This is a genomic window from Streptomyces sp. ADI95-17 (genome assembly GCF_003846175.1).
GTDB lineage: Bacteria > Actinomycetota > Actinomycetes > Streptomycetales > Streptomycetaceae > Streptomyces > Streptomyces sanglieri.
This window is the reverse complement of the sequence record NZ_ML123045.1, coordinates 452,301-470,739: the sequence shown is the minus strand read 5'-3', so window position 1 is coordinate 470,739 and position 18,439 is coordinate 452,301. Positions and strand designations below refer to the sequence as shown.

Below are 18,439 nucleotides of genomic sequence, written 5' to 3'. Positions count from 1 at the left end.
CCTGCGGGGTCGGGTCGCGGGGTGTCCCGGTACCCGTCGATTGTCGGGGACGCCGCGGCGCGGCGCAGCGTCCCCGGGTCAGGCGCCGTACGGGCGGACCGCCTTGGCGTCGCGCAGGGCGTGCCCCCACCAGACCAGCTGGTCGAGCAGCACCTTGGCCGCCGCGTCGCAGTCCGCCGGGTCCTGGTGCCTGCCCTCGTCGTCGAAGAGCGCGCCCGCGTTGTGGAAGGACACCGTTTCGCGGATGCCCACGGTGTGCAGTTCCGCGAAGACCTGCCGCAGGTGCTCGACGGCGCGCAGCCCGCCGGAGACCCCGCCGTACGAGACGAAGGCGACGGGTTTGGCCTGCCACTCGTCGCGGTGCCAGTCGATGAGGTTCTTCAGCGGGGCCGGGTACGAGTGGTTGTACTCGGGGGTGACGACGACGAAGGCGTCGGCGGCCGCCAGCCTGGACGCGACGGCCGCGAGCCGGGCCCGGGCGTCGGCGTCGGGCCGGAAGGTGAGCGCGACCGGGAGGCCGAGTTCCGCGACGTCGATCACATCGGTCTCGATGTCGGGGTGGTCCGCGGTGTGGGAGAGGAACCAGCCGGAGATGACGGGGGCGAACCGCCCCTCGCGGTTGCTGGCGACGATGACCGCGACCTTCAGGGGTGCGGTGGAGCCGGTCGTGGGTGCGGTGGATGAAGGTGCTGTGGTGAGGTCCATGCGGAAAGACTCGTATGTCAACCGTGGTTGAGGTCAACCCCGTCCGAGCCGGCTCCGCGAGAGAAGTGCCTGGGCAGCGTGGCGTTCACCTCCGACGCGAACTCCGTGGCGGTCGTTCCCGCTTTCGGGGAGGGCGAGGGAACCGTGGACGTGCGGGATCTCCCGTCCGGACGTCTGCTGTATTCCAGGAGCGTGACCACTTCGGGGTATGCGAGGTTCCGGGAGGGCGGAAACCTCGTCGCCCCCGACAAGGACAAACCCGCCCTCGGGCCGCAGGTCGAAGCTCTGTTTCACGCCCTTCGAATCGACGGTCAGACGGTGCCCGTCGAGGTGGAGCGCCGGGACCCGGGGCCAGCCGTCGCGTCGCGCTTCGGCGGGCCTACGGTGGAGGCATGACGACCACCCCGCGCCTGCCGTTCCCGTACGCCGAGTTCGACGGCCGTCCGGCCACCGAGGCGGACCTGCGGATTCCGGCCTTCCTCGGCTACGGCCATTTCACAGCCATGCAGGTCAGGGACGGAAAGGTACGCGGCCTCGATCTGCATCTGGCTCGGCTGGACGGCGCGAACCAGGAGCTGTTCGAGCGCCCGCTCGACGGGGAACGGGTCCGCGCACTGATCCGGCACGCGCTGGAGGGCGCAGGGGTGCGGGACGCCTCGGTCCGGGTGCACGGCTATCTGCCGCCGGGTGACACGGAGACGACCGTCATGGTCACGGTGCGCGGACCGGACCGGAAGTCCGCCGAACCGCACGCCCTGATGTCCGTCCCGTACGCCCGCACCGTGCCGCACATCAAGCGGCCCGGCGAGTTCGGCCAGACGTACTACGCGCAACTGGCCGCCCGCGCCGGCTTCGACGAGGCCCTGCTGACCCTGCCGGACGGCACGGTGACGGAGGGCGCGATCACCAACGTCGGCTTCTGGGACGGCACTTCGGTGGTCTGGCCCGACGCACCGTGCCTGATCGGCATCACCATGGCGCTGTTGGAGCGGGAACTGCCGGGCTCGGGGCCGGAGTCCGTACGGCGTCCGGTGACCCTGGACGGGCTGGGCGCGTTCCGGTCGGCGTTCCTCACCAACTCGCAGGGCATCGCGCCGGTCGGGCGGATCGACGACATGGAGTTCGTGGTGGACGAGGAGCTGATGCGGCGACTCGGCCGGGCGTACGACGGCACGCGGTGGGACACCGTCTGACGCACCCCGGCCCCGGTGCGGTCGGGGACCGTACCGGGGCCGGGGCCCGTGCGTGTGCGGGTTACTTCTCCCAGCCGATGGTCTCCGGGAGCGGGCTGTGGAAGATGGTGGCGCCGACGTTGGCGAGGCCCTTCTTCACGCTGTACGTCGAGGGGCCGCTGAACAACGGGAGGAAGGCGTACTGCCGCAGGGCCTTCTGCTCGACCTCGTTGACCGCCTTCACCTGTTCGTCGAGGTCGGCTGTCGCGGTGGTCGCGCGGATCTCCTTGTCCAGGGCCGGTGTTCCGGCGCCGGTGATGTTGGAGTCACGGTCCGAGCAGTAGAAGTCGCACAGGTAGCGGGCGCCGAACGGGTCCATGGAGCGGTTGCCGGACAGGAAGAGGTCGAACCTGCGCTCGCTGAGGATCTTCGAGAAGTCCGCCTCGTCGGCCTTCCTGGTGACGACCTTGACGCCGACCGGCTTCAGCATCGCGGTGAAGGCACCGGCGACGGCCTTGTCCAGCGGCTGGTCGCCGAGGATCGTGTAGCCGACCTCCAGCTTCTTGCCGTCCTTGACCCGGATGCCGTCGCTGCCGGGCTTCCAGCCCGCCGCGTCGAGCGTCTTCTTCGCCTCGTCGGGCGAGTACTTCAGGACGGCGGAGACATTGTCCCGGTAGCCCTTCTGGAAGCTGTACAGCACCGCCGAACCGGGCAGCGGCTCCTTGTAGTCGAGCCCCTGGAACTGGATCTTCGCGATCTGGGAGCGGTCGATGCCCTCCTGGATGGCCTTGCGGACGGCCGTGTCCGAGAGGTTCGCCGACTTGGTGTTGAAGTAGAGGGAGTACTCGAAGGGGCTGCCGCCGCTGCGGATCTCCGTCCCCTTGAGCCCCTTGACCTGCTTCAGGCTCTCCGCGTCGACGGCCGAGGTGTAGTCGAGCTGGCCGTTCTTGAAGGCGTTGACCGCCGCGGTCGACTCCAGGTTGACGTACACACGCTTGTCGAGCTTGCCCTTCTTGCCCCACCACTTCGGGTTGCGGACGAAGGTGATCCCGCCGGAGTGGGTGTCCCACTCGCCGACGGTGTACGGGCCGGCGCCCCACTCCGGGTGGGCCTTCTTGACGTAGGCCTTGTTGAAGTTGGCGACGGTGGCCGCCTCGGGGTGCAGGAAGGTGGTGAACAGGGTCGTCCAGGAGGCGTTGACGCCCTTGAACTCGATGACGGCCTGTTTGGCGTTCGCGCCCTTGTGGACCGAGGTGATCTGGTCGTAGCCGTCGGTGGAGGAGGTGTCGAAGGCCTTGTCGGAACCGTTGTTGGCCTTCCAGGTGGCCTCGATCGCGGTCCAGTCGATCGGGGTGCCGTCGTTGAAGGCGGCCTTGTCGTTGATGGTCAGCGTGACCGTCTGCCTGCCGCCCTCGACGGAGACCTTCACGTCGCTGTAGTAGTCCGGGTTGTACTGCACCTCGCCGGTGGGCGAGTACGTGATCGCGTCGGCGTTGTACCAGGCCCAGACCCGGGACGCGGTCAGGGTGGCGTTGACGTTGAACGGGTTGCCCTGGTCGTCGAAGGTCCCGGCGGTGGTGTACGTGCCGCCGTCCTTGATCCGGTCGTACGGCACCGGGTTGTAGTCGGCCGCGGCCGATGCGGCCTTGGGGGCGTCCTTGCCCGCCGCGTCGGACCCGTCCTTCCCGGACGAGGCGTCACAGGCGGTGGCGGCGACCGAGACGGCGGCGACGAGGGCGATGGGCAGGGCCAGTCTTGCGCGCATGGCGGGAGGGTTCCTTCTGGTTTCGGTGAGGTCGGGAGGAATGGCGGGTACGAGGGGAGCGGCGGGGCTCAGACGGCGTGGCAGGCGTACTGGTGGCCGGCACGTCCGGCCACCGCCGTCGGCTCGGGGCGCTCCGTGCGACAGCGCCGGCGCACCTCCTCGTCGGCGAGGCGGTACAGGGGGCAGCGGTCGACGAAGACGCAGCCCGCGGGCGGCCGGGTGGCGCTCGGCTGCTCGCCCCGGAGCACGACCCGTTCGCGGGCACGTTCGCGCCGCGGATCGGGCACCGGGATCGCCGAGAGCAGCGCCCGGGTGTAGGGGTGCTTCGGGTCGGCGAAGATCGTCTCGGTGTCCCCGGTCTCGACGATGTGCCCGAGGTACATCACCGCGATGCGGTCGGAGATGTACCGGACCACGGCCAGGTCGTGGGCGACCACCAGGTAGGCGAGGCCGAGTTCGCGCTTGAGCCGGTCCAGCAGGTTGATCACCCCGGCCTGCACCGATACGTCGAGGGCCGAGAGCGGCTCGTCGAGTGCGAGCAGTTTCGGCTCGGTCGCCAGGGCCCTGGCGATGCCGACCCGCTGGCGCTGGCCGCCGGAGAGCGCGGCCGGGAAGCGGCCGCTCACCGAGGCGTCCAGGCCCACCAGCGTCAGCAGTTCGTGGATCCGGGAGCGGATGGACTCGCGGTCCCGCCCGATGGCCCGGAGGGGTTCGGCGAGCAGCTGGAAGACCGGCAGCCGGGGGTTCAGGGCCCCCAGCGGGTCCTGCATGACGATCTGTACGTCCCGCCGCAACTCCCGTACCCGCGCGGCGGAACCGACCGTCGCGACGTCGGTCCCGGCGACCTCGATCCGGCCGCCCTCGGGCTGCTTCAGCCTCAGGACCTCCAGCAGTGTCGTGGTCTTGCCGCTGCCCGATTCGCCCACCAGCCCCAGGGTCTCCCCGGCGCGCAGCTCGAAGCTCACCCGGTTGACGGCGTGCAGCGTGCCGACCCGGCGCTTGAGGAGGGCGCCCTTGGTGACCGGGAAGGTCTTGACCAGGTCCTCGACCCGGAGCACCACATCGCCGGTCCCGGTGGACCCGGAGCCGCTCGGCCGGTCGCCCGGCCCGGTCTCCCCGGCGGGGTCCAGGGTTCCGTCGGCGATCTCGTCCGCGCGCAGGCAGGCCACGTGCCCGTGTCCGGTGATCTCGCGCAGCTCGGGCTCGTCGGCCCGGCACTCGTCCCGGGCGACGGCGCAGCGGCTCGCGAAGGGGCAGCCGCCCGGCAGGTCCACCAGGGCGGGCGGCTCCCCGCCGATCGGGACCAGGGGGCGGTGGACCCCGCTGTCCACGGTGGGCACGGCGGCCAGCAGCCTCGCGGTGTACGGCATGGCCGGCCGGCGGAACAGCTCGTCGACGCCCGCCCGTTCCACGAACCGGCCCGCGTACATCACGGCGATGTCGTCGGCGTGGCCGGCCACGACCCCGAGGTCGTGGGTGATGAGGACGAGGCCGGCCCCGGTCTCCTTCTGTGCCAGCCGCAGGACGTCCAGGATCTGGGCCTGCACGGTGACGTCGAGGGCGGTGGTGGGCTCGTCCGCAACGAGGACGGACGGCTTGTTGGCGATGGCCATGGCGATGACGACGCGCTGGCGCATGCCGCCGGAGAACTCGTGCGGGAACGACTTGGCCCGGCCCCGCGGGTCGGGTATGCCGACGAGGTCGAGCAGTTCGACGGCCTGTTCCCAGGCCGCCCGCTTGGTGAGGTCCTGGTGGACGCGCAGGGCGTCGGAGAGCAGCCGGCCCACGGAGAAGATCGGCGTGAGCGCGGACAGCGGGTCCTGGAAGACCATGCCGATGGAGTCGCCCCGTACCGCGGAGAGTTCCTTGTCCCCGAGGCCGATCAGGTCCCGGCCGCCGAGCAGCACCTGGCCCCGGAGTTCGGCGGAGGGTGGCAGCAGGCCCATCACGGCCATCGCGGTGGCCGACTTGCCCGAGCCGGACTCGCCGACGATGCCGAGGGTCCGGCCCGGCAGGAGGTCGAAGCCGACGCCGCGCACCGCCTCGACGGGGCCGGCCTCCGAGGGGAAGGTGACCCGCAGGTCCCGCACCGAGAGCACGGGGGTGGCGCCGGTGGCCGCCGGGGATCCGGCCAGGGTCGTGAGGGTCATCGTCGGCCTCCTGCCGCACCGGTCACGGACGTGGGGTCGAGGGCGTCGCGCAGCCCGTCGCCGACGAAGGTCATCGACATGGTGAGCAGGACGACCAGGCCCGCGGGGAAGGCGAAGAGCCACGGGGCGCTCGTGACGGTGCTCGCACCGTCGGCGAGCATCGTGCCGAGGGAGACGTCCGGGGTCTGGACGCCGAACCCGAGGAAGGACAGGGCGGTTTCGCTGAGCACGGTCGCGACGACGCCGAGCGTCAGATTGACGATCAGCAGCGAGCCGAGGTTGGGGATGATGTGGCGCAGGATGATGCGCGGTGCGCTGATGCCCATGAACTCGGCGGCCGTCACGTAGTCCCTCTCCCGCAGCGAGGTCGAGACGGACCAGATGACCCGCGCGGTGGACATCCAGCCGAACACCGTGAGCACGACGATCAGGACCCGCCAGTCCCCGGCGAGGCGGTGCGAGACCAGGGCGAGGATGAGGAACGAGGGGACGACCAGCAAGAAGTGGATGACGGCGAGCGTCACCTTCTCCACCCGGCCCCCGAAGTACGCGGCGCTGGCCCCGATGACCGCGGCGACGACGATGGTCAGCGCGGAGACGCTCACGGCGATCGCCAGGGAGCGCTGGAGTCCGTGCACGGCGGAGGCGTAGACGTCGTTCCCGCCCTGGTTGGTACCGAACCAGTGGGTGGCGCTCGGTGGTTGGGTGAGCGCGGCGAAGTCGGCGTCGGAGTACGCGTGGGAGGTGAACACCCCGCCGAACAGGCTGAACAGCACCAGCAGCACGAAGATCACCACCCCGACGACGGCGAGCCGGTTGCGCAGGAAGCGCCGCAGGTAGAGCCGGCCGAGGCCGAGGTGGGGCGCGTCCGCCTGCCGCGCGGGGGGATCCGCCGGCGTCGCACCGGACGCGGTGTCGTTCGTCATGTGCGCGGCCACGTCAGTTCACCCTCACTCGGGGGTCGAGGAAGACGGTGGCGACATCCGCGAGGATCGCGCCGATCGCGGTCAGGGTGGCGGCGAAGGCCGCGGTGGCGACCGTGCCGTGCACGTCGTTCTTGGCGATGGTCTGGATGAAGTAGCGGCCCATGCCGTTCCAGCCGAAGATCGTCTCGGTGATGACGGCGCCGGTGAACATGGCCGGGATGCTGAACGCCACGGAGGTGGCCGTCGGAATGAGCGCGGCGCGCAGGGCGTGCCTGCGGATCGCCCTGGACCGGGTGAGCCCGGTGGCCTGGGCGGTGCGTACGAAGTCCGCGTTGATCGTGTCCAGCAGCAGCGAACGCTGCGTCAGGTGGTAGCCGACGTAACCCATCAGCGTCAGGCTCAGGGTCGGCAGGATCAGATGCAGCAGGCGGTCGCCGATCGTCGGGAACAGCCCCTCGACGCCCGGCGAGTTCTCACCGGCGACGTAGAGGAAGTGCAGCCCGGCGTTCTGGTTCAGCCAGATGGCGACGAAGACCACGGCGAGCGCGGCGACGGAGGTCGGGATGTTGAACACCGCGATGGACACGGCCTGCGAGATCCGGTCGGCCCAGCCGTACTGCCGCGACGCGGTGAACACGGCCAGCGTGACGCCGATGACCGCGGACAGGACGGTCGCGATGATGACCAGTTCGCCGCTGATGAGCGCCCGGTAGCCGATCTCGCCGTTGACGGAGACGCCGGTGGGGGACCTGCCCCAGTCGAAGTGGAGCACCACCGAGGTGAACCAGTCCCACCAGCGGTGGACCAGCGGCTCCTGCGGGCTCAGGTTGTACGGGGCGAGGGCCCGGTCGATCTGGGCCTCGCTGCGGACCGGGCGCAGCTCCTTGAAGTTCGACCGCGGGTCCAGGAACCAACTGGCCAGGAAGTACGTGGCGTTGGTCGCGACCGCGATCATCAGGAGCCAGCCGGCCGCCTTGCGGATCACATGGCGCACCATGCCCGGCACCTCCTCCCCGCATGTGGGAGAAGCGCCTCGAAGGTGCCGGGTCTGGGGGGCGTGTGCATCTGCGGCGAGGGCTTTCTGGGTACGGAGCGTGAGCACGAATGTGCGAGTGCCAGCCTGGTCCGCACCTGTGGGCCGGCGCCAGCCCTTGATCGTTCTCGCCACGAGGCCGAAATACTGCCGCAGCATTCGGCCACAAAAGGTGACGGAGCGTGTGCGGACGGGCGCCGTCCGCTCCCGGCCCGCTCCCCCTCCGCGCGAATCCGCCCTCACCGGGTCCAGGGGGGATGGGCCCGGTGAGGGCGGCGGCCGGGGGCGGCCTCGTACACCGTCCCGTGGGGGGTGACAGACGTGTGCCCGGCGCTCGCGAGGTCATGCATGTGACGTACGCCACTTTCTCCCCCGACTCCGTCACTCGATCGGCACCGGGCGCCACGAGACCACCCCGACCGGCATCGATCACCGCTGTGACCTGCGCGATCACCCCTTGGCAAGGAGGCCGCGCCGGTCCGTTCGAGTGAAAGCTGACTCGGTGTCAGCAGGCATGGGTGGCGGCCCGCCCGTTAGCTCAGGGACAGGACACACCTACTCGCGCCATCGCCGGAGGAAACCCCCATGCGTCCTGTCCGCCTAGTGACCGGTACCGCCGCATCCGCGCTGACCATAGCCACGCTCGGCTTCCTCACCGCTTGCCCCGCCGCGTACGCGGACGAGGCCGGCGCACAGCGGATCAGCTCGGCCGACCCCGCGTCGCGGGCCACCGACGGTCTCGCGTCGCGGGCCACCGGGGACGAAGCCTCGGGCGACGGGGCCTCGGGCGACGAGTCCGGGTCCGGGTCCGGTGCGGACACCCCGTTCAGCCTGGACAACCTCTCCAACCTCATCGCACCCTCGCTGCTCGACTCCGCCGGCGGGATCACCGCCCCGGGCGGGGACGAGGGCACGAACCGGAGCGAGGACCCGGGCCGCGGCGAGAAAACGGACCCGGGCGAAGGCACCGACCGCGGCGAGAAAACGGACCAGGGCGAAGGCACCGACCTCGGCGACAGCTCGTCGTCCGGGCGCGAGAACTCGTCCTCGTCCGGGCACGACAGCTCCGGCGGACGCGAGAGCCGGAGCCCGTCCGAGGAAGGGGGCTCGGGCAAGCAGGACGGCTCGTCCTCCGGGAACCGCCCCGAGGGCCCCGATGGCCCCACCGGCCACGTCAAAACCGGAGTCGGCGGCAGCGTCCGGCCCGACACCACCCAGATCGCGGCGGGCGCCGGCGTTCTCGCCGCGACCGCCGTCGGCGGAGCCTGGCTCCTGCGTCGCCGGGCGAGCGGCACGCAGGGAGCCGGCTGACGGAGGCGGATTCACGTCTCCGTACCGCCTGGTTTCCGTCCCGGTGGCCGCGCGCCACCGGGACGGGACCGTCCCGTTCCGTCACCCGGAGGAGGACCGTGTCCGAGAAGGCCAAGGGCTGGCTGCTGGTCGTCGCGGCGCTGGCCGGTGTCTGGCTGATCCGCAACGGCGCCGGAACCCAGCTGGTCCCGCCCCGGCCGACCGCCGCGCAGGCCTTCGCCGACGGCCCGGTACCGCAGCCGGGGTCCCCGGTCGCCGACCCGCTGAAGCCTTCGGCCCCCGTACGCATCCGCATCCCGAGCATCCGGGTGGACGCCCCGATGATGCGGCTCGGCCTGGGGCCGGACGGCAGTCTCGACGTGCCCCCGGCCGGCAACCGCAATGTCGTCGGCTGGTACCGGGACGGCACTCCCCCGGGCTCCAGGGGCAGCGCGATCGTGGCCGGCCATGTGGACGACGCGCAGGGGCCATCGGTCTTCTACGACCTGGGCGCCCTGCGCAAGGGAAGCACGGTCGAGGTGGTCCGCCAGGACGGCCGTACCGCCGTCTTCTCCCTGGACGCGATCGAGGTCTACGAGAACGACGACTTCCCCGACGAGCGGGTGTACGGCGCCGCGTCCTTCGCCTCGCTGCGGCTGATCACCTGCGGCGGCGGCTTCTCGAAGGAGACGGGGTACGAGGGCAATGTGGTGGCGTACGCGCACCTGACCGCCGTGCGGTGAGACCCGGCGGGCGCACGTGGGCCGCTCAGGCCGTCCACTGGTCGAAGGCCAGCTTCGCGACCAGCGAGAACACCACGACCAGCAGCACCCCGCGGACGAACTCGCTGCCCTTGCGGAGCGCCATCCGCGCGCCGATGAGCCCGCCCGCCAGGTTGAACACCGCCATCAGCGCGGCCAGCTGCCACAGCACGCTGCCCTGGTAGGCGAACATCGCCAGCGCGCCGCCGTTGGTGCAGACATTGACGATCTTCGCGGTGGCGGACGCCGTCACCAGGTCGAGGTGGAGCACCGCGGTCAGCGCCAGCACCAGGAACGTGCCCGTGCCGGGGCCGAACAGCCCGTCGTAGAAACCGATGCCGCCGCCGACCAGCACGATCGCGGTGACGGTGCGGGCCCGGGTGATCCGCTGCCGCGTACCGTCGCCGGTGTCCTTGCCGAACGAGGGCCGCAGCATCACGAACGCCGCGACGGCCAGCAGCACCACCATGATCACCGGCCGCAGCACCTCGCTGCTGATCCCGGCGGCGAAGAACGCGCCGGCCATCGATCCGGCCAGCGCCGCGAGCCCGATCCGCAGCGCGGTCCCGACCTTCACCGGCGCCTTGCGTACGTAGGTCACGGCCGCGCCCGACGTACCGACGATCGCGACCGCCTTGTTGGTGCCCAGCACCTGCGCGGCCGGGACGTGCGGCAGGCCCAGGAGCAGCGCGGGCAGCAGAAGCAGTCCGCCGCCGCCGACCACCGCGTCGATCCAGCCCGCGGCGGCCGCGGCGAGACAGAGGACGATCAAGGTGGTGAGTGCTATGTCCGGCATGATCATGACCTTATGGACGCGATACGCACACCGTCCAACCCCTCCGGCCGGATCACGGAAAAGTTGAGCGACTCCTGAGGTTCACGCCCCCCGGTGCGCCCCTGCGCCGCCGGGCGCGCCCGGGCGCGGATCCGGACCGGCCCGGCAGGTCCGGGCCGCACATCGCGGCCGTACGCTGGGCCCATGAGCCACGGCTGGAACGCGAACGACATCCCGGACCAGAGCGGCCGCACGGCCGTGGTCACCGGAGCCAACAGCGGCCTCGGCCTGCACACCGCGCGGGAGCTGGCCCGGCACGGTGCGCGGGTCCTGCTCGCCTGCCGGGACGAGACGCGCGGCAGGGCGGCCGAGTCCCGGATCCGGAAGGCCGTGACCGGCGCGGACGTGGCGTTCGTACCGCTGGATCTGGCCGATCTGGGCTCGGTGCGCGAGTTCGCCGCGAACCGTGCGCCCGACCGGATCGACCTGCTGATCAACAACGCGGGCGTGATGGCCCTCCCGTACGGGACGACGGCCGACGGCTTCGAGCGGCAGTTCGGCGTCAACCACCTGGGGCACTTCGCCCTGACCGGGCTGCTGCTCCCCCGCCTCCTGGACACCCCCGGGGCGCGGGTGGTGACCGTCTCCAGCGGGATGCACGCGCTGTCCGACATCGACATGGGGGATCTCAACGGCGAGCGGAACTACCGTCGCTGGATCGCCTACGGCCGCTCGAAGACCGCCAATCTGCTCTTCGTCCACGAGCTGGCCGGGCGGCTCACGAAGGCGGGCTCCCGGCTGGTGGCCGCCGCCGCGCACCCGGGATACGCGGCGACCAACCTTCAGTCCGCCGCCGCCCGGCTGGAGAACCGCAGGGCGGCGGAGCGGCTCTTCGGCCTGGGCAACCGGATCATCGCCCAGCCCGCTTCGGCCGGTGCGCTGCCCACTCTGTACGCGGCCACCGCGCCCGGCGTACGCCCCGATTCGTTCACCGGTCCGGGGCTGCTGGGCTGGCGCGGTGCGCCCGCGCCGTCCTGGCGGGCGGGCTGGACGCGGGACGATGTCACGAGCGAGCGGCTCTGGATGGCGTCCGAACAGCTCACGGGGGTGACGTATCCGAGCCTCACGCCCTGAGGCCCGGTCGCCCGGCCGGGTGACCGGCCGGCTCAGCCCTGCTGACCCTCGACGGCGGCCGGGTCCATCCACATGACCTCCCAGATGTGGTGGTTCGGGTCCTGGAAGGAACGGCCGTACATGTGGCCGTAGTCGATCGGCTCGTTGGCGGGCGATCCACCGGAAGCGAGGGCGGCGTCGACCAGCTCGTCCACCTTCTCCCTGCTCTCGGCGCTCAGGGCGAGGATCACCTCGGTGGACTTCGTGGAGTCGGCGATCTCCTTCTTGGTGAAGTCCTTGAAGCGCGGCTCGGTGAGGAGCATCGCGAAGATGGTGTCGCTGATGACGAGGCATGCCGCGTTCTCGTCGGAGAACTGCGGGTTGCACGAGAAGCCCAGCTTGCCGAAGAAGGCCTTGGTTGCTTCGAGGTCCTTGACCGGCAGGTTGACGAAGATCATCTGAGGCATGGTCGCTTCGCTCTCTCTGTTGTTCGAACGTGTACGACAGGTAGACGGCGGGGCCTGCGGGAACTCATCGCCGCCGGCGAGAAAACTTTCGCCGCCCCCAGCCTCCCCTCACCGCCCGGTCCCGGCCACCCGGTCCCCCGCTCTCAGGACAGGGCGAGCGGGGCGCCGCCCCGGAGCAGCGAGCCGCCCAGCGGCGTCAGTGTGTGCAGGACCGAGCCGCCGTGCCGCAGGGTGTGTACCAGGCCCGCCTCGCGCAGCACACAGGCGTGCTGGCTCGCCGACGCGAGGGACACCCCGGCCCGCAGCGCGAGCTCGCTGGTCGTGCAGCCGTTGCCGATGGCGCTCAGGACCGTCGAGCGGGTGTTGCCGAGGAGCCGGCCGAGCCAGGGGCCCGGTCCGGCGAAGACGGGGGCGCGGGAGTGGGTGACCGGGTAGACGAGGACCGGCGGAAGTCTCGGGTCGCGGTAGACGACCGGGGTGACGCGGCAGAAGAAGGACGGTTGGAGCAGCAGTCCCCGCCCGTCCAGGCGGACCTCCCGGTCGACGGGGTAGTCCGCCTCCAGCACGGGGGGCCGCCAGCGGATCATCGGCGGGAGGGAGGCGAGCAGCTCGTGCGCGCCGCCGTCCAGGAGGGCGCGGCCGCGGACGGCGCGGTCGGCCTCGACGCTGGCCCGGATGTGCGGCCAGTACGGCTCGATGGCGGCGCGGTGGTAGGCGCGCAGCGCGTCGACGAGCCGGCCCGGCGCTTCGGTACGGCCGTCCTGGGAGCCGTACGCGTTGCGGCGTTCGGCGCCGAGCAGGGCGAGTTCGGCCCGGACCCGGCCGGGTGGGGTCTCGCGCAATGCCTGCATTCCCGCGTCGATGCCGAACGGCTCGCCGCTTTCCTGAGAAGGCGTCAGGAAATCCGGGAAATAGCCGCGCGGTGGAATCACGGCGGACAACAGGCGTACTTCACCATTCAACCGAGGCCGGGTTTCCGTACGCCATTTCCCGAACACCGCGGAACCGCGCCGGTCCCGCAGCCGGTGGAAACTCAGAGCGGTTTCCCACAGCGCGTCGGGCCGGGTGGCCATCCGCACCTTGGAAAGGTCCACTCCGGACATATGGATACGCAGCACCGGTCCCCCACCTGTTGCACCTGCAATTACCCCCACCCCAGGGTAGGTGATCCGTAACAGCACGTCACCACGGGGTTTCGGCCAGAGGTGAAACGCCTCGCACCCGCACGGCGTCACCCGAAAAGCTGTACGGCGTCGGGTACGAATCCGGCACCACCGGAAGGGCGAGTGAAGGCCGTGGGGGGTTTCGCTCGCCCGGCGGCGGTGGATGCCCGGTGCGGCTCCGTGCCCGACGGGGGTAACCCGGGTGCGGCCCATGGATGGGGATCCATGGGCCGCATCCCGGCCCGTTCCCGGCCCGGCTCTTTGCGTATTGAACGAACTTTGCGTAATGCGCGAAGATGCGTAATGCGCAAGCAAAAGGCACAACGCCGCACAACAATTTTCCCCAGAACAACCAGAACAAGACGGGACGGCGGCACCCCCGCACAGGGTGCCGCCGTCCTCGGGTGTTCCGGAGTTGCCGTCGGGCCGGTGAGGGTGGTGCCCGGCCGACGGCGGCTCCGGGTCAAAGGGTCACGGAGTCAGTGGACCCGGTGCCGGTTCAGCGACTGCCGGTTCAGCGGCTGTCGCTGCCGGTTCAGCGACTGCCGGTTCAGCGACTGTCGCTGCCGGTCGAGTCCGCCGCCGCACGGCCCGCTTCGAGCCGGGCGACGGGGATACGGAACGGGGAGCAGGAGACGTAGTCCAGACCCACCTCGTGGAAGAAGTGCACCGACTCCGGGTCCCCGCCGTGCTCGCCGCAGACGCCGAGCTTCAGGTCCGGGCGGGTGGCCCGGCCGGCCGCGACGGCGCTGCGGACCAGCGAGCCGACGCCGTCCTTGTCGATCGTCTCGAACGGCGACACCCCGAAGATGCCCTTCTCCAGGTACGCGGTGAAGAACGAGGCCTCCACGTCGTCGCGGGAGAAGCCCCACACCGTCTGGGTCAGGTCGTTCGTGCCGAAGGAGAAGAACTGCGCGGCCTCGGCGATCTGGCCCGCGGTCAGCGCGGCGCGCGGCAGCTCGATCATCGTGCCGATGCTGAGCTTCAGCCGGGTGCCGGTGGCGGCCTCGACCTCGGCGATGACCTGGTCGGCCTCCTCGCGGACGATCTCCAGCTCCTGGACCGTGCCGACGAGCGGAATCATGATCTCCGCGCGCGGGTCGCCCTTGGCGTTCTTGCGCTCGGCCGCGGCCTCGGCGATCGCCCGTACCTGCATGGCGAACAGGCCGGGGATGACGAGACCGAGGCGCACCCCGCGCAGGCCCAGCATCGGGTTCTGCTCGTGCAGCTTGTGCACGGCCTGGAGCAGGCGCAGATCGTTCTCGTTGGCGTCCTTGCGGGACTCGGCGAGCGCGACCCGTACCGAGAGTTCGGTGATGTCGGGCAGGAACTCGTGCAGCGGCGGGTCGAGCAGCCGTACGGTGACGGGCAGTCCGTCCATCGCCTCGAACAGCTCGATGAAGTCGGCCTTCTGGAGCGGGAGCAGCTCCTCCAGCGCGGTCTCGCGCTCGGCGTCGGTGTCCGCGAGGATCAGCTTCTCGACCATCTCGCGGCGCTCGCCGAGGAACATGTGCTCGGTGCGGCACAGACCGATGCCCTGGGCGCCGAAGCGGCGGGCCCGCAGCGCGTCCTCGGCGTTGTCGGCGTTGGCCCGCACCCGCAGCCGGCGCACCCGGTCCGCGTACGCCATGATCCGGTGCACGGCGGCGACCAGCTCGTCGGCGTCGTCGGCGCCGGCGTGCATCCGGCCCTCGAAGTACTCGACGACCGGGGACGGCACGACGGGGACCTCACCGAGGTACACCTTGCCGGTGGAACCGTCGATGGAGACGACGTCGCCCTCCTCGATGACCCGGCCGCCCACCGTCATCCGGCGGCGCTTGGTGTCGACCTCCAGGTCCTCGGCGCCGCAGACACAGGTCTTGCCCATGCCGCGGGCGACGACGGCCGCGTGCGAGGTCTTGCCGCCGCGCGAGGTCAGGATGCCCTCGGCCGCGATCATGCCGTCGAGGTCGTCGGGGTTGGTCTCGCGGCGGATCAGGATGACCTTCTCGCCGGAGCGGGACCACTTGACCGCGGTGTACGAGTCGAAGACGGCCTTGCCGACCGCCGCACCCGGGGACGCCGCGATACCGCGGCCCAGCAGCTCCGTCTTCGCGTCGTCGTCGAAGCGCGGGAACATCAGCTGCGCCAGCTGCGCGCCGTTGACCCGCTGGAGCGCCTCGGCCTCGTCGATCAGGCCCTGGTCGACGAGCTGGGTCGCGATCCGGAAGGCGGCACCGGCGGTGCGCTTGCCGACCCGGGTCTGGAGCATCCACAGCTGGCCGCGCTCGATGGTGAACTCGATGTCGCACAGGTCCTTGTAGTGCGTTTCGAGGGTCTCCATGATCTGCATCAGCTGGTCGTACGACTTCTTGTCGATCGACTCCAGCTCGGCGAGCGGCACGGTGTTGCGGATACCGGCGACGACGTCCTCGCCCTGCGCGTTCTGCAGGTAGTCGCCGTACACGCCCTGGTGGCCGCTGGCCGGGTCGCGGGTGAACGCGACGCCCGTACCGGAGTCGGGGCCGAGGTTGCCGAAGACCATCGAGCAGACGTTGACGGCCGTGCCCAGGTCGCCGGGGATGCGCTCCTGACGGCGGTAGAGCTTGGCCCGGTCGGTGTTCCACGAGTCGAAGACGGCCTTTATGGCCAGGTCCATCTGCTCGCGCGGGTCCTGCGGGAAGTCGCGTCCGGCGTCCCGCGCGACGATCTTCTTGAACTGCTTGACCAGCTTCTTCAGGTCGGCCGCGTCGAGGTCCACGTCGACAGTGACGCCCTTGGCCTCCTTCGCCGCCTCCAGCGCCTCCTCGAAGAGGTCGCCGTCGACACCGAGGACGGTCTTGCCGAACATCTGGATGAGGCGGCGGTAGGAGTCCCACGCGAACCGCTCGTCGCCGGCCTGGGCGGTGAGACCGACCACGGACTCGTCGGAGAGACCGATGTTGAGGACCGTGTCCATCATGCCGGGCATCGAGAACTTCGCGCCGGAGCGGACCGAGACCAGCAGCGGATCGTCGGCCTGGCCGAGCTTCTTGCCCATCCGCGCTTCGAGGGCGTCGAGGTGCGAGCTGACCTCGGCGCGGAGCGCGGCCGGCTCCTCACCGCTTTCGAGGTAGACCTTGCACGCCTCGGTGGTGATGGTGAATCCCGGAGGGACGGGAAGCCCGAGGTTGGTCATCTCGGCGAGGTTCGCGCCCTTGCCGCCGAGGAGGTCCTTCAGATCCTTGTTGCCCTCGGTGAAGTCATAAACGAACTTCTCGCCCTTGAGCTCCGGGGATTCCGGGGTGGCTACGTGGGGATCTTTGTTTTCCGACACGGGTCTCGACTCCTCGAGGACGCGGTGGCTGCCCTGACGGCGAGGAACATACCCAGATCGAAGGTGTCTGGGTACGTCCACTTGCGCGTCATGAGGCCTCAACCACCCGTCCGCCAGCAGATCGAAAGTGACGCGACCTGTAGCCCGATCGGCAGCATGTGTTCAACTCTTGAACACATAAACACCGAGGGCCACCGGTGTTCGCCATTTCGATGACGCTACGCAGTGGAAGCGTCGATCGATCAAAGTGGAGGCCCTTGGCACCCAGTGCCATCATTTGAGAAATGCAGCTCTCAAAATTGCGCTCATCTGAGCGCATCGACTCTCAGGGTGGCGAGAATCACTCTACGGTCAGCGCTCAGATGTCACCATCCGGACGCCCGATCAGCAACTGCCCGTCATGAAGTCATCACCGAAATGGAACCAGGGAGAGCCAGGGGGAGGCAGGTTCACCGTGCGACGCCCGTTTCCGACTCGTTCGAGTCGCGCATCGACCGAACCACCACCGATTCCGGCCGAATGTTGCGCTCACATGAGCGAGGCAAAAGAAGAGGCACGCGGTGCCTGTGGCGCCGCGTGCCCGAGAGCTGCCCGGAAGACCGGGGGGACCCCTCAGCCGCCCGAGGTGTCCAGCTCCGCGTCCGGGCTCACGCCCGCGCAGTCGTACGGGTCCTTCAGCCAGCCGTCCGGCAGCACCACGCGGTTGTTGCCCGAGGTGCGCCCGCGCGGCCCGTCCGCGCCGTCCGGCCACGGCTGGTCCAGGTCCAGCTCCCGCAGCTGTCCGCCGAGCTCCTCCAGCGAGGAGGTGACCGCGAGCCTCTTGCGCATCTCCGAGCCGACCGAGAAGCCCTTGAGGTACCAGGCCACGTGCTTGCGGAAATCGATCACGCCGCGCGTCTCGTCGCCGATCCACTCCCCCAGCAGCGTCGCGTGCCGCAGCATCACATCGGCGACCTCGCGGAGCCCCGGCGCCTGCCGCGCCCCCGTGCCCTCGAACTCGCTCACCAGGTCGCCGAAGAGCCAGGGGCGGCCCAGGCAGCCCCGGCCCACGACCACGCCGTCGCAGCCGGTCTCGCGCATCATCCGGCGGGCGTCGTCCGCACACCAGATGTCGCCGTTGCCGAGGACGGGGATCTCCGGGACGTGCTCCTTCAGGCGCGCGATGGCGTCCCAGTCGGCGGTGCCGCCGTAGTGCTGGGCGGCCGTCCTGCCGTGCAGGGCGACGGCCGTGACACCCTCCTCGACCGCGATCCGGCCCGCGTCCAGGTAGGTCATGTGGTCGTCGTCGATGCCCTTGCGCATCTTGATGGTGACCGGCAGATCACCCGCGTTGGAGACCGCCTGGTTGAGGATCGCGCGCAGCAGCGGCCGCTTGTACGGGAGCGCCGAGCCACCGCCCTTGCGGGTCACCTTGGGGACCGGGCAGCCGAAGTTCAGGTCGATGTGGTCGGCGAGGTTCTCGTCGACGATCATCCGGACGGCCTTGCCGACGGTGACCGGGTCCACCCCGTACAGCTGGATCGAGCGCGGGGTCTCGCTCGCGTCGAAGTGGATCAGCTGCATGGTCTTCTCGTTGCGCTCGACCAGCGCCCGCGTGGTGATCATCTCGCTGACGAACAGCCCCTTGCCGCCGGAGAACTCCCGGCACAGGGTGCGGAACGGGGCGTTGGTGATGCCGGCCATGGGGGCGAGCACCACCGGCGGCTGCACGGTGTGCGGGCCGATCCGGAGCAGGGGGAGCGAGGGGGCGAGCGTGGTCATTGCTCCATTGTCGCGTACGGAGCGGGGCTCCCCGGCAGCGGAGTTCGTTAGTTAACCGTA

Annotated in this window: 15 protein-coding genes; 5 read left to right on the top strand and 10 right to left on the bottom strand. The window is 70.4% G+C overall.

Annotation, left to right across the window (positions count from 1 at the left end):
- Positions 1-78: 78 nt before the first annotated feature.
- Positions 79-705: an NADPH-dependent FMN reductase gene (locus EES42_RS10195; RefSeq protein ID WP_124717816.1), complete on the bottom strand. Its 627-nt coding sequence runs from the start codon at positions 703-705 to the stop codon at positions 79-81.
- Positions 706-783: 78 nt separating this feature from the next.
- Here EES42_RS10195 and EES42_RS10190 point away from each other — a divergent pair, with 78 nt between their 5' ends.
- Entirely contained in the window at positions 784-1,101 is a 318-nt protein-coding gene (locus EES42_RS10190; RefSeq protein ID WP_124717815.1) for a hypothetical protein, read from the top strand.
- Positions 1,098-1,898 carry an aminotransferase class IV family protein gene (locus tag EES42_RS10185; RefSeq protein WP_124717814.1) on the top strand — a complete coding sequence of 267 codons (801 nt, stop codon included), beginning with the start codon at positions 1,098-1,100 and terminating at the stop codon, positions 1,896-1,898. Before EES42_RS10190 ends, EES42_RS10185 begins: the two co-directional genes overlap by 4 nt.
- 61 nt (positions 1,899-1,959) lie before the next feature.
- On the opposite strand, the gene EES42_RS10180 is transcribed toward EES42_RS10185, so the two are convergent.
- The 4 genes from EES42_RS10180 to EES42_RS10165 form a co-directional block, all read right to left on the bottom strand.
- Entirely contained in the window at positions 1,960-3,642 is a 1,683-nt protein-coding gene (locus EES42_RS10180; protein ID WP_206433428.1) for an ABC transporter family substrate-binding protein, read from the bottom strand.
- A 68-nt stretch (positions 3,643-3,710) separates the two neighbouring features.
- Positions 3,711-5,792 carry a dipeptide ABC transporter ATP-binding protein gene (locus tag EES42_RS10175; protein WP_124717813.1) on the bottom strand — a complete coding sequence of 694 codons (2,082 nt, stop codon included), beginning with the start codon at positions 5,790-5,792 and terminating at the stop codon, positions 3,711-3,713.
- Complete coding sequence (locus tag EES42_RS10170) at positions 5,789-6,730, bottom strand: ABC transporter permease (RefSeq protein ID WP_241196341.1); 942 nt, start codon at positions 6,728-6,730, stop codon at positions 5,789-5,791. The genes EES42_RS10175 and EES42_RS10170 overlap by 4 nt, the downstream gene beginning before the upstream one ends.
- A gap of 1 nt (position 6,731) precedes the next feature.
- Positions 6,732-7,715 (bottom strand): ABC transporter permease, encoded by a 984-nt coding sequence (locus EES42_RS10165; protein WP_124717812.1) that lies wholly within the window; start codon positions 7,713-7,715, stop codon positions 6,732-6,734.
- A gap of 621 nt (positions 7,716-8,336) precedes the next feature.
- Here EES42_RS10165 and EES42_RS10160 point away from each other — a divergent pair.
- On the top strand, positions 8,337-9,062 hold the full coding sequence (locus EES42_RS10160; RefSeq protein WP_124717811.1) for a hypothetical protein: 726 nt from the start codon (positions 8,337-8,339) through the stop codon (positions 9,060-9,062).
- A 98-nt stretch (positions 9,063-9,160) separates the two neighbouring features.
- The gene (locus tag EES42_RS10155) at positions 9,161-9,784 is read left to right on the top strand and encodes a class F sortase (RefSeq protein ID WP_124717810.1); all 624 of its coding nucleotides are present in this window, start codon (positions 9,161-9,163) and stop codon (positions 9,782-9,784) included.
- A 25-nt stretch (positions 9,785-9,809) separates the two neighbouring features.
- Here the strand turns inward: EES42_RS10155 and EES42_RS10150 are convergent, their stop codons facing one another.
- Positions 9,810-10,598 (bottom strand): sulfite exporter TauE/SafE family protein, encoded by a 789-nt coding sequence (locus tag EES42_RS10150; RefSeq protein ID WP_124717809.1) that lies wholly within the window; start codon positions 10,596-10,598, stop codon positions 9,810-9,812.
- Between the two features lie 183 nt (positions 10,599-10,781).
- Here EES42_RS10150 and EES42_RS10145 point away from each other — a divergent pair, with 183 nt between their 5' ends.
- A complete protein-coding gene (locus EES42_RS10145) occupies positions 10,782-11,711 on the top strand; it encodes an oxidoreductase (protein WP_124717808.1) in 930 nt (309 codons plus the stop codon).
- Positions 11,712-11,743: 32 nt separating this feature from the next.
- Here EES42_RS10145 and EES42_RS10140 read toward each other — a convergent pair whose 3' ends face one another.
- From EES42_RS10140 to dusB, 4 genes are all read right to left on the bottom strand, one after another.
- On the bottom strand, positions 11,744-12,157 hold the full coding sequence (locus EES42_RS10140) for a VOC family protein (protein ID WP_124717807.1): 414 nt from the start codon (positions 12,155-12,157) through the stop codon (positions 11,744-11,746).
- 143 nt (positions 12,158-12,300) lie between these two features.
- Positions 12,301-13,275, bottom strand: a complete 975-nt coding sequence (locus tag EES42_RS10135; RefSeq protein ID WP_124717806.1) for an ArsR/SmtB family transcription factor — start codon at positions 13,273-13,275, stop codon at positions 12,301-12,303.
- A gap of 595 nt (positions 13,276-13,870) precedes the next feature.
- Positions 13,871-16,618, bottom strand: coding sequence for a pyruvate, phosphate dikinase (gene ppdK, locus EES42_RS10130; protein WP_124717805.1), 2,748 nt, complete (start codon positions 16,616-16,618; stop codon positions 13,871-13,873).
- 612 nt (positions 16,619-17,230) lie between these two features.
- A complete protein-coding gene (gene dusB / locus EES42_RS10120) occupies positions 17,231-18,379 on the bottom strand; it encodes a tRNA dihydrouridine synthase DusB (RefSeq protein ID WP_124717803.1) in 1,149 nt (382 codons plus the stop codon).
- Positions 18,380-18,439: the final 60 nt, after the last annotated feature.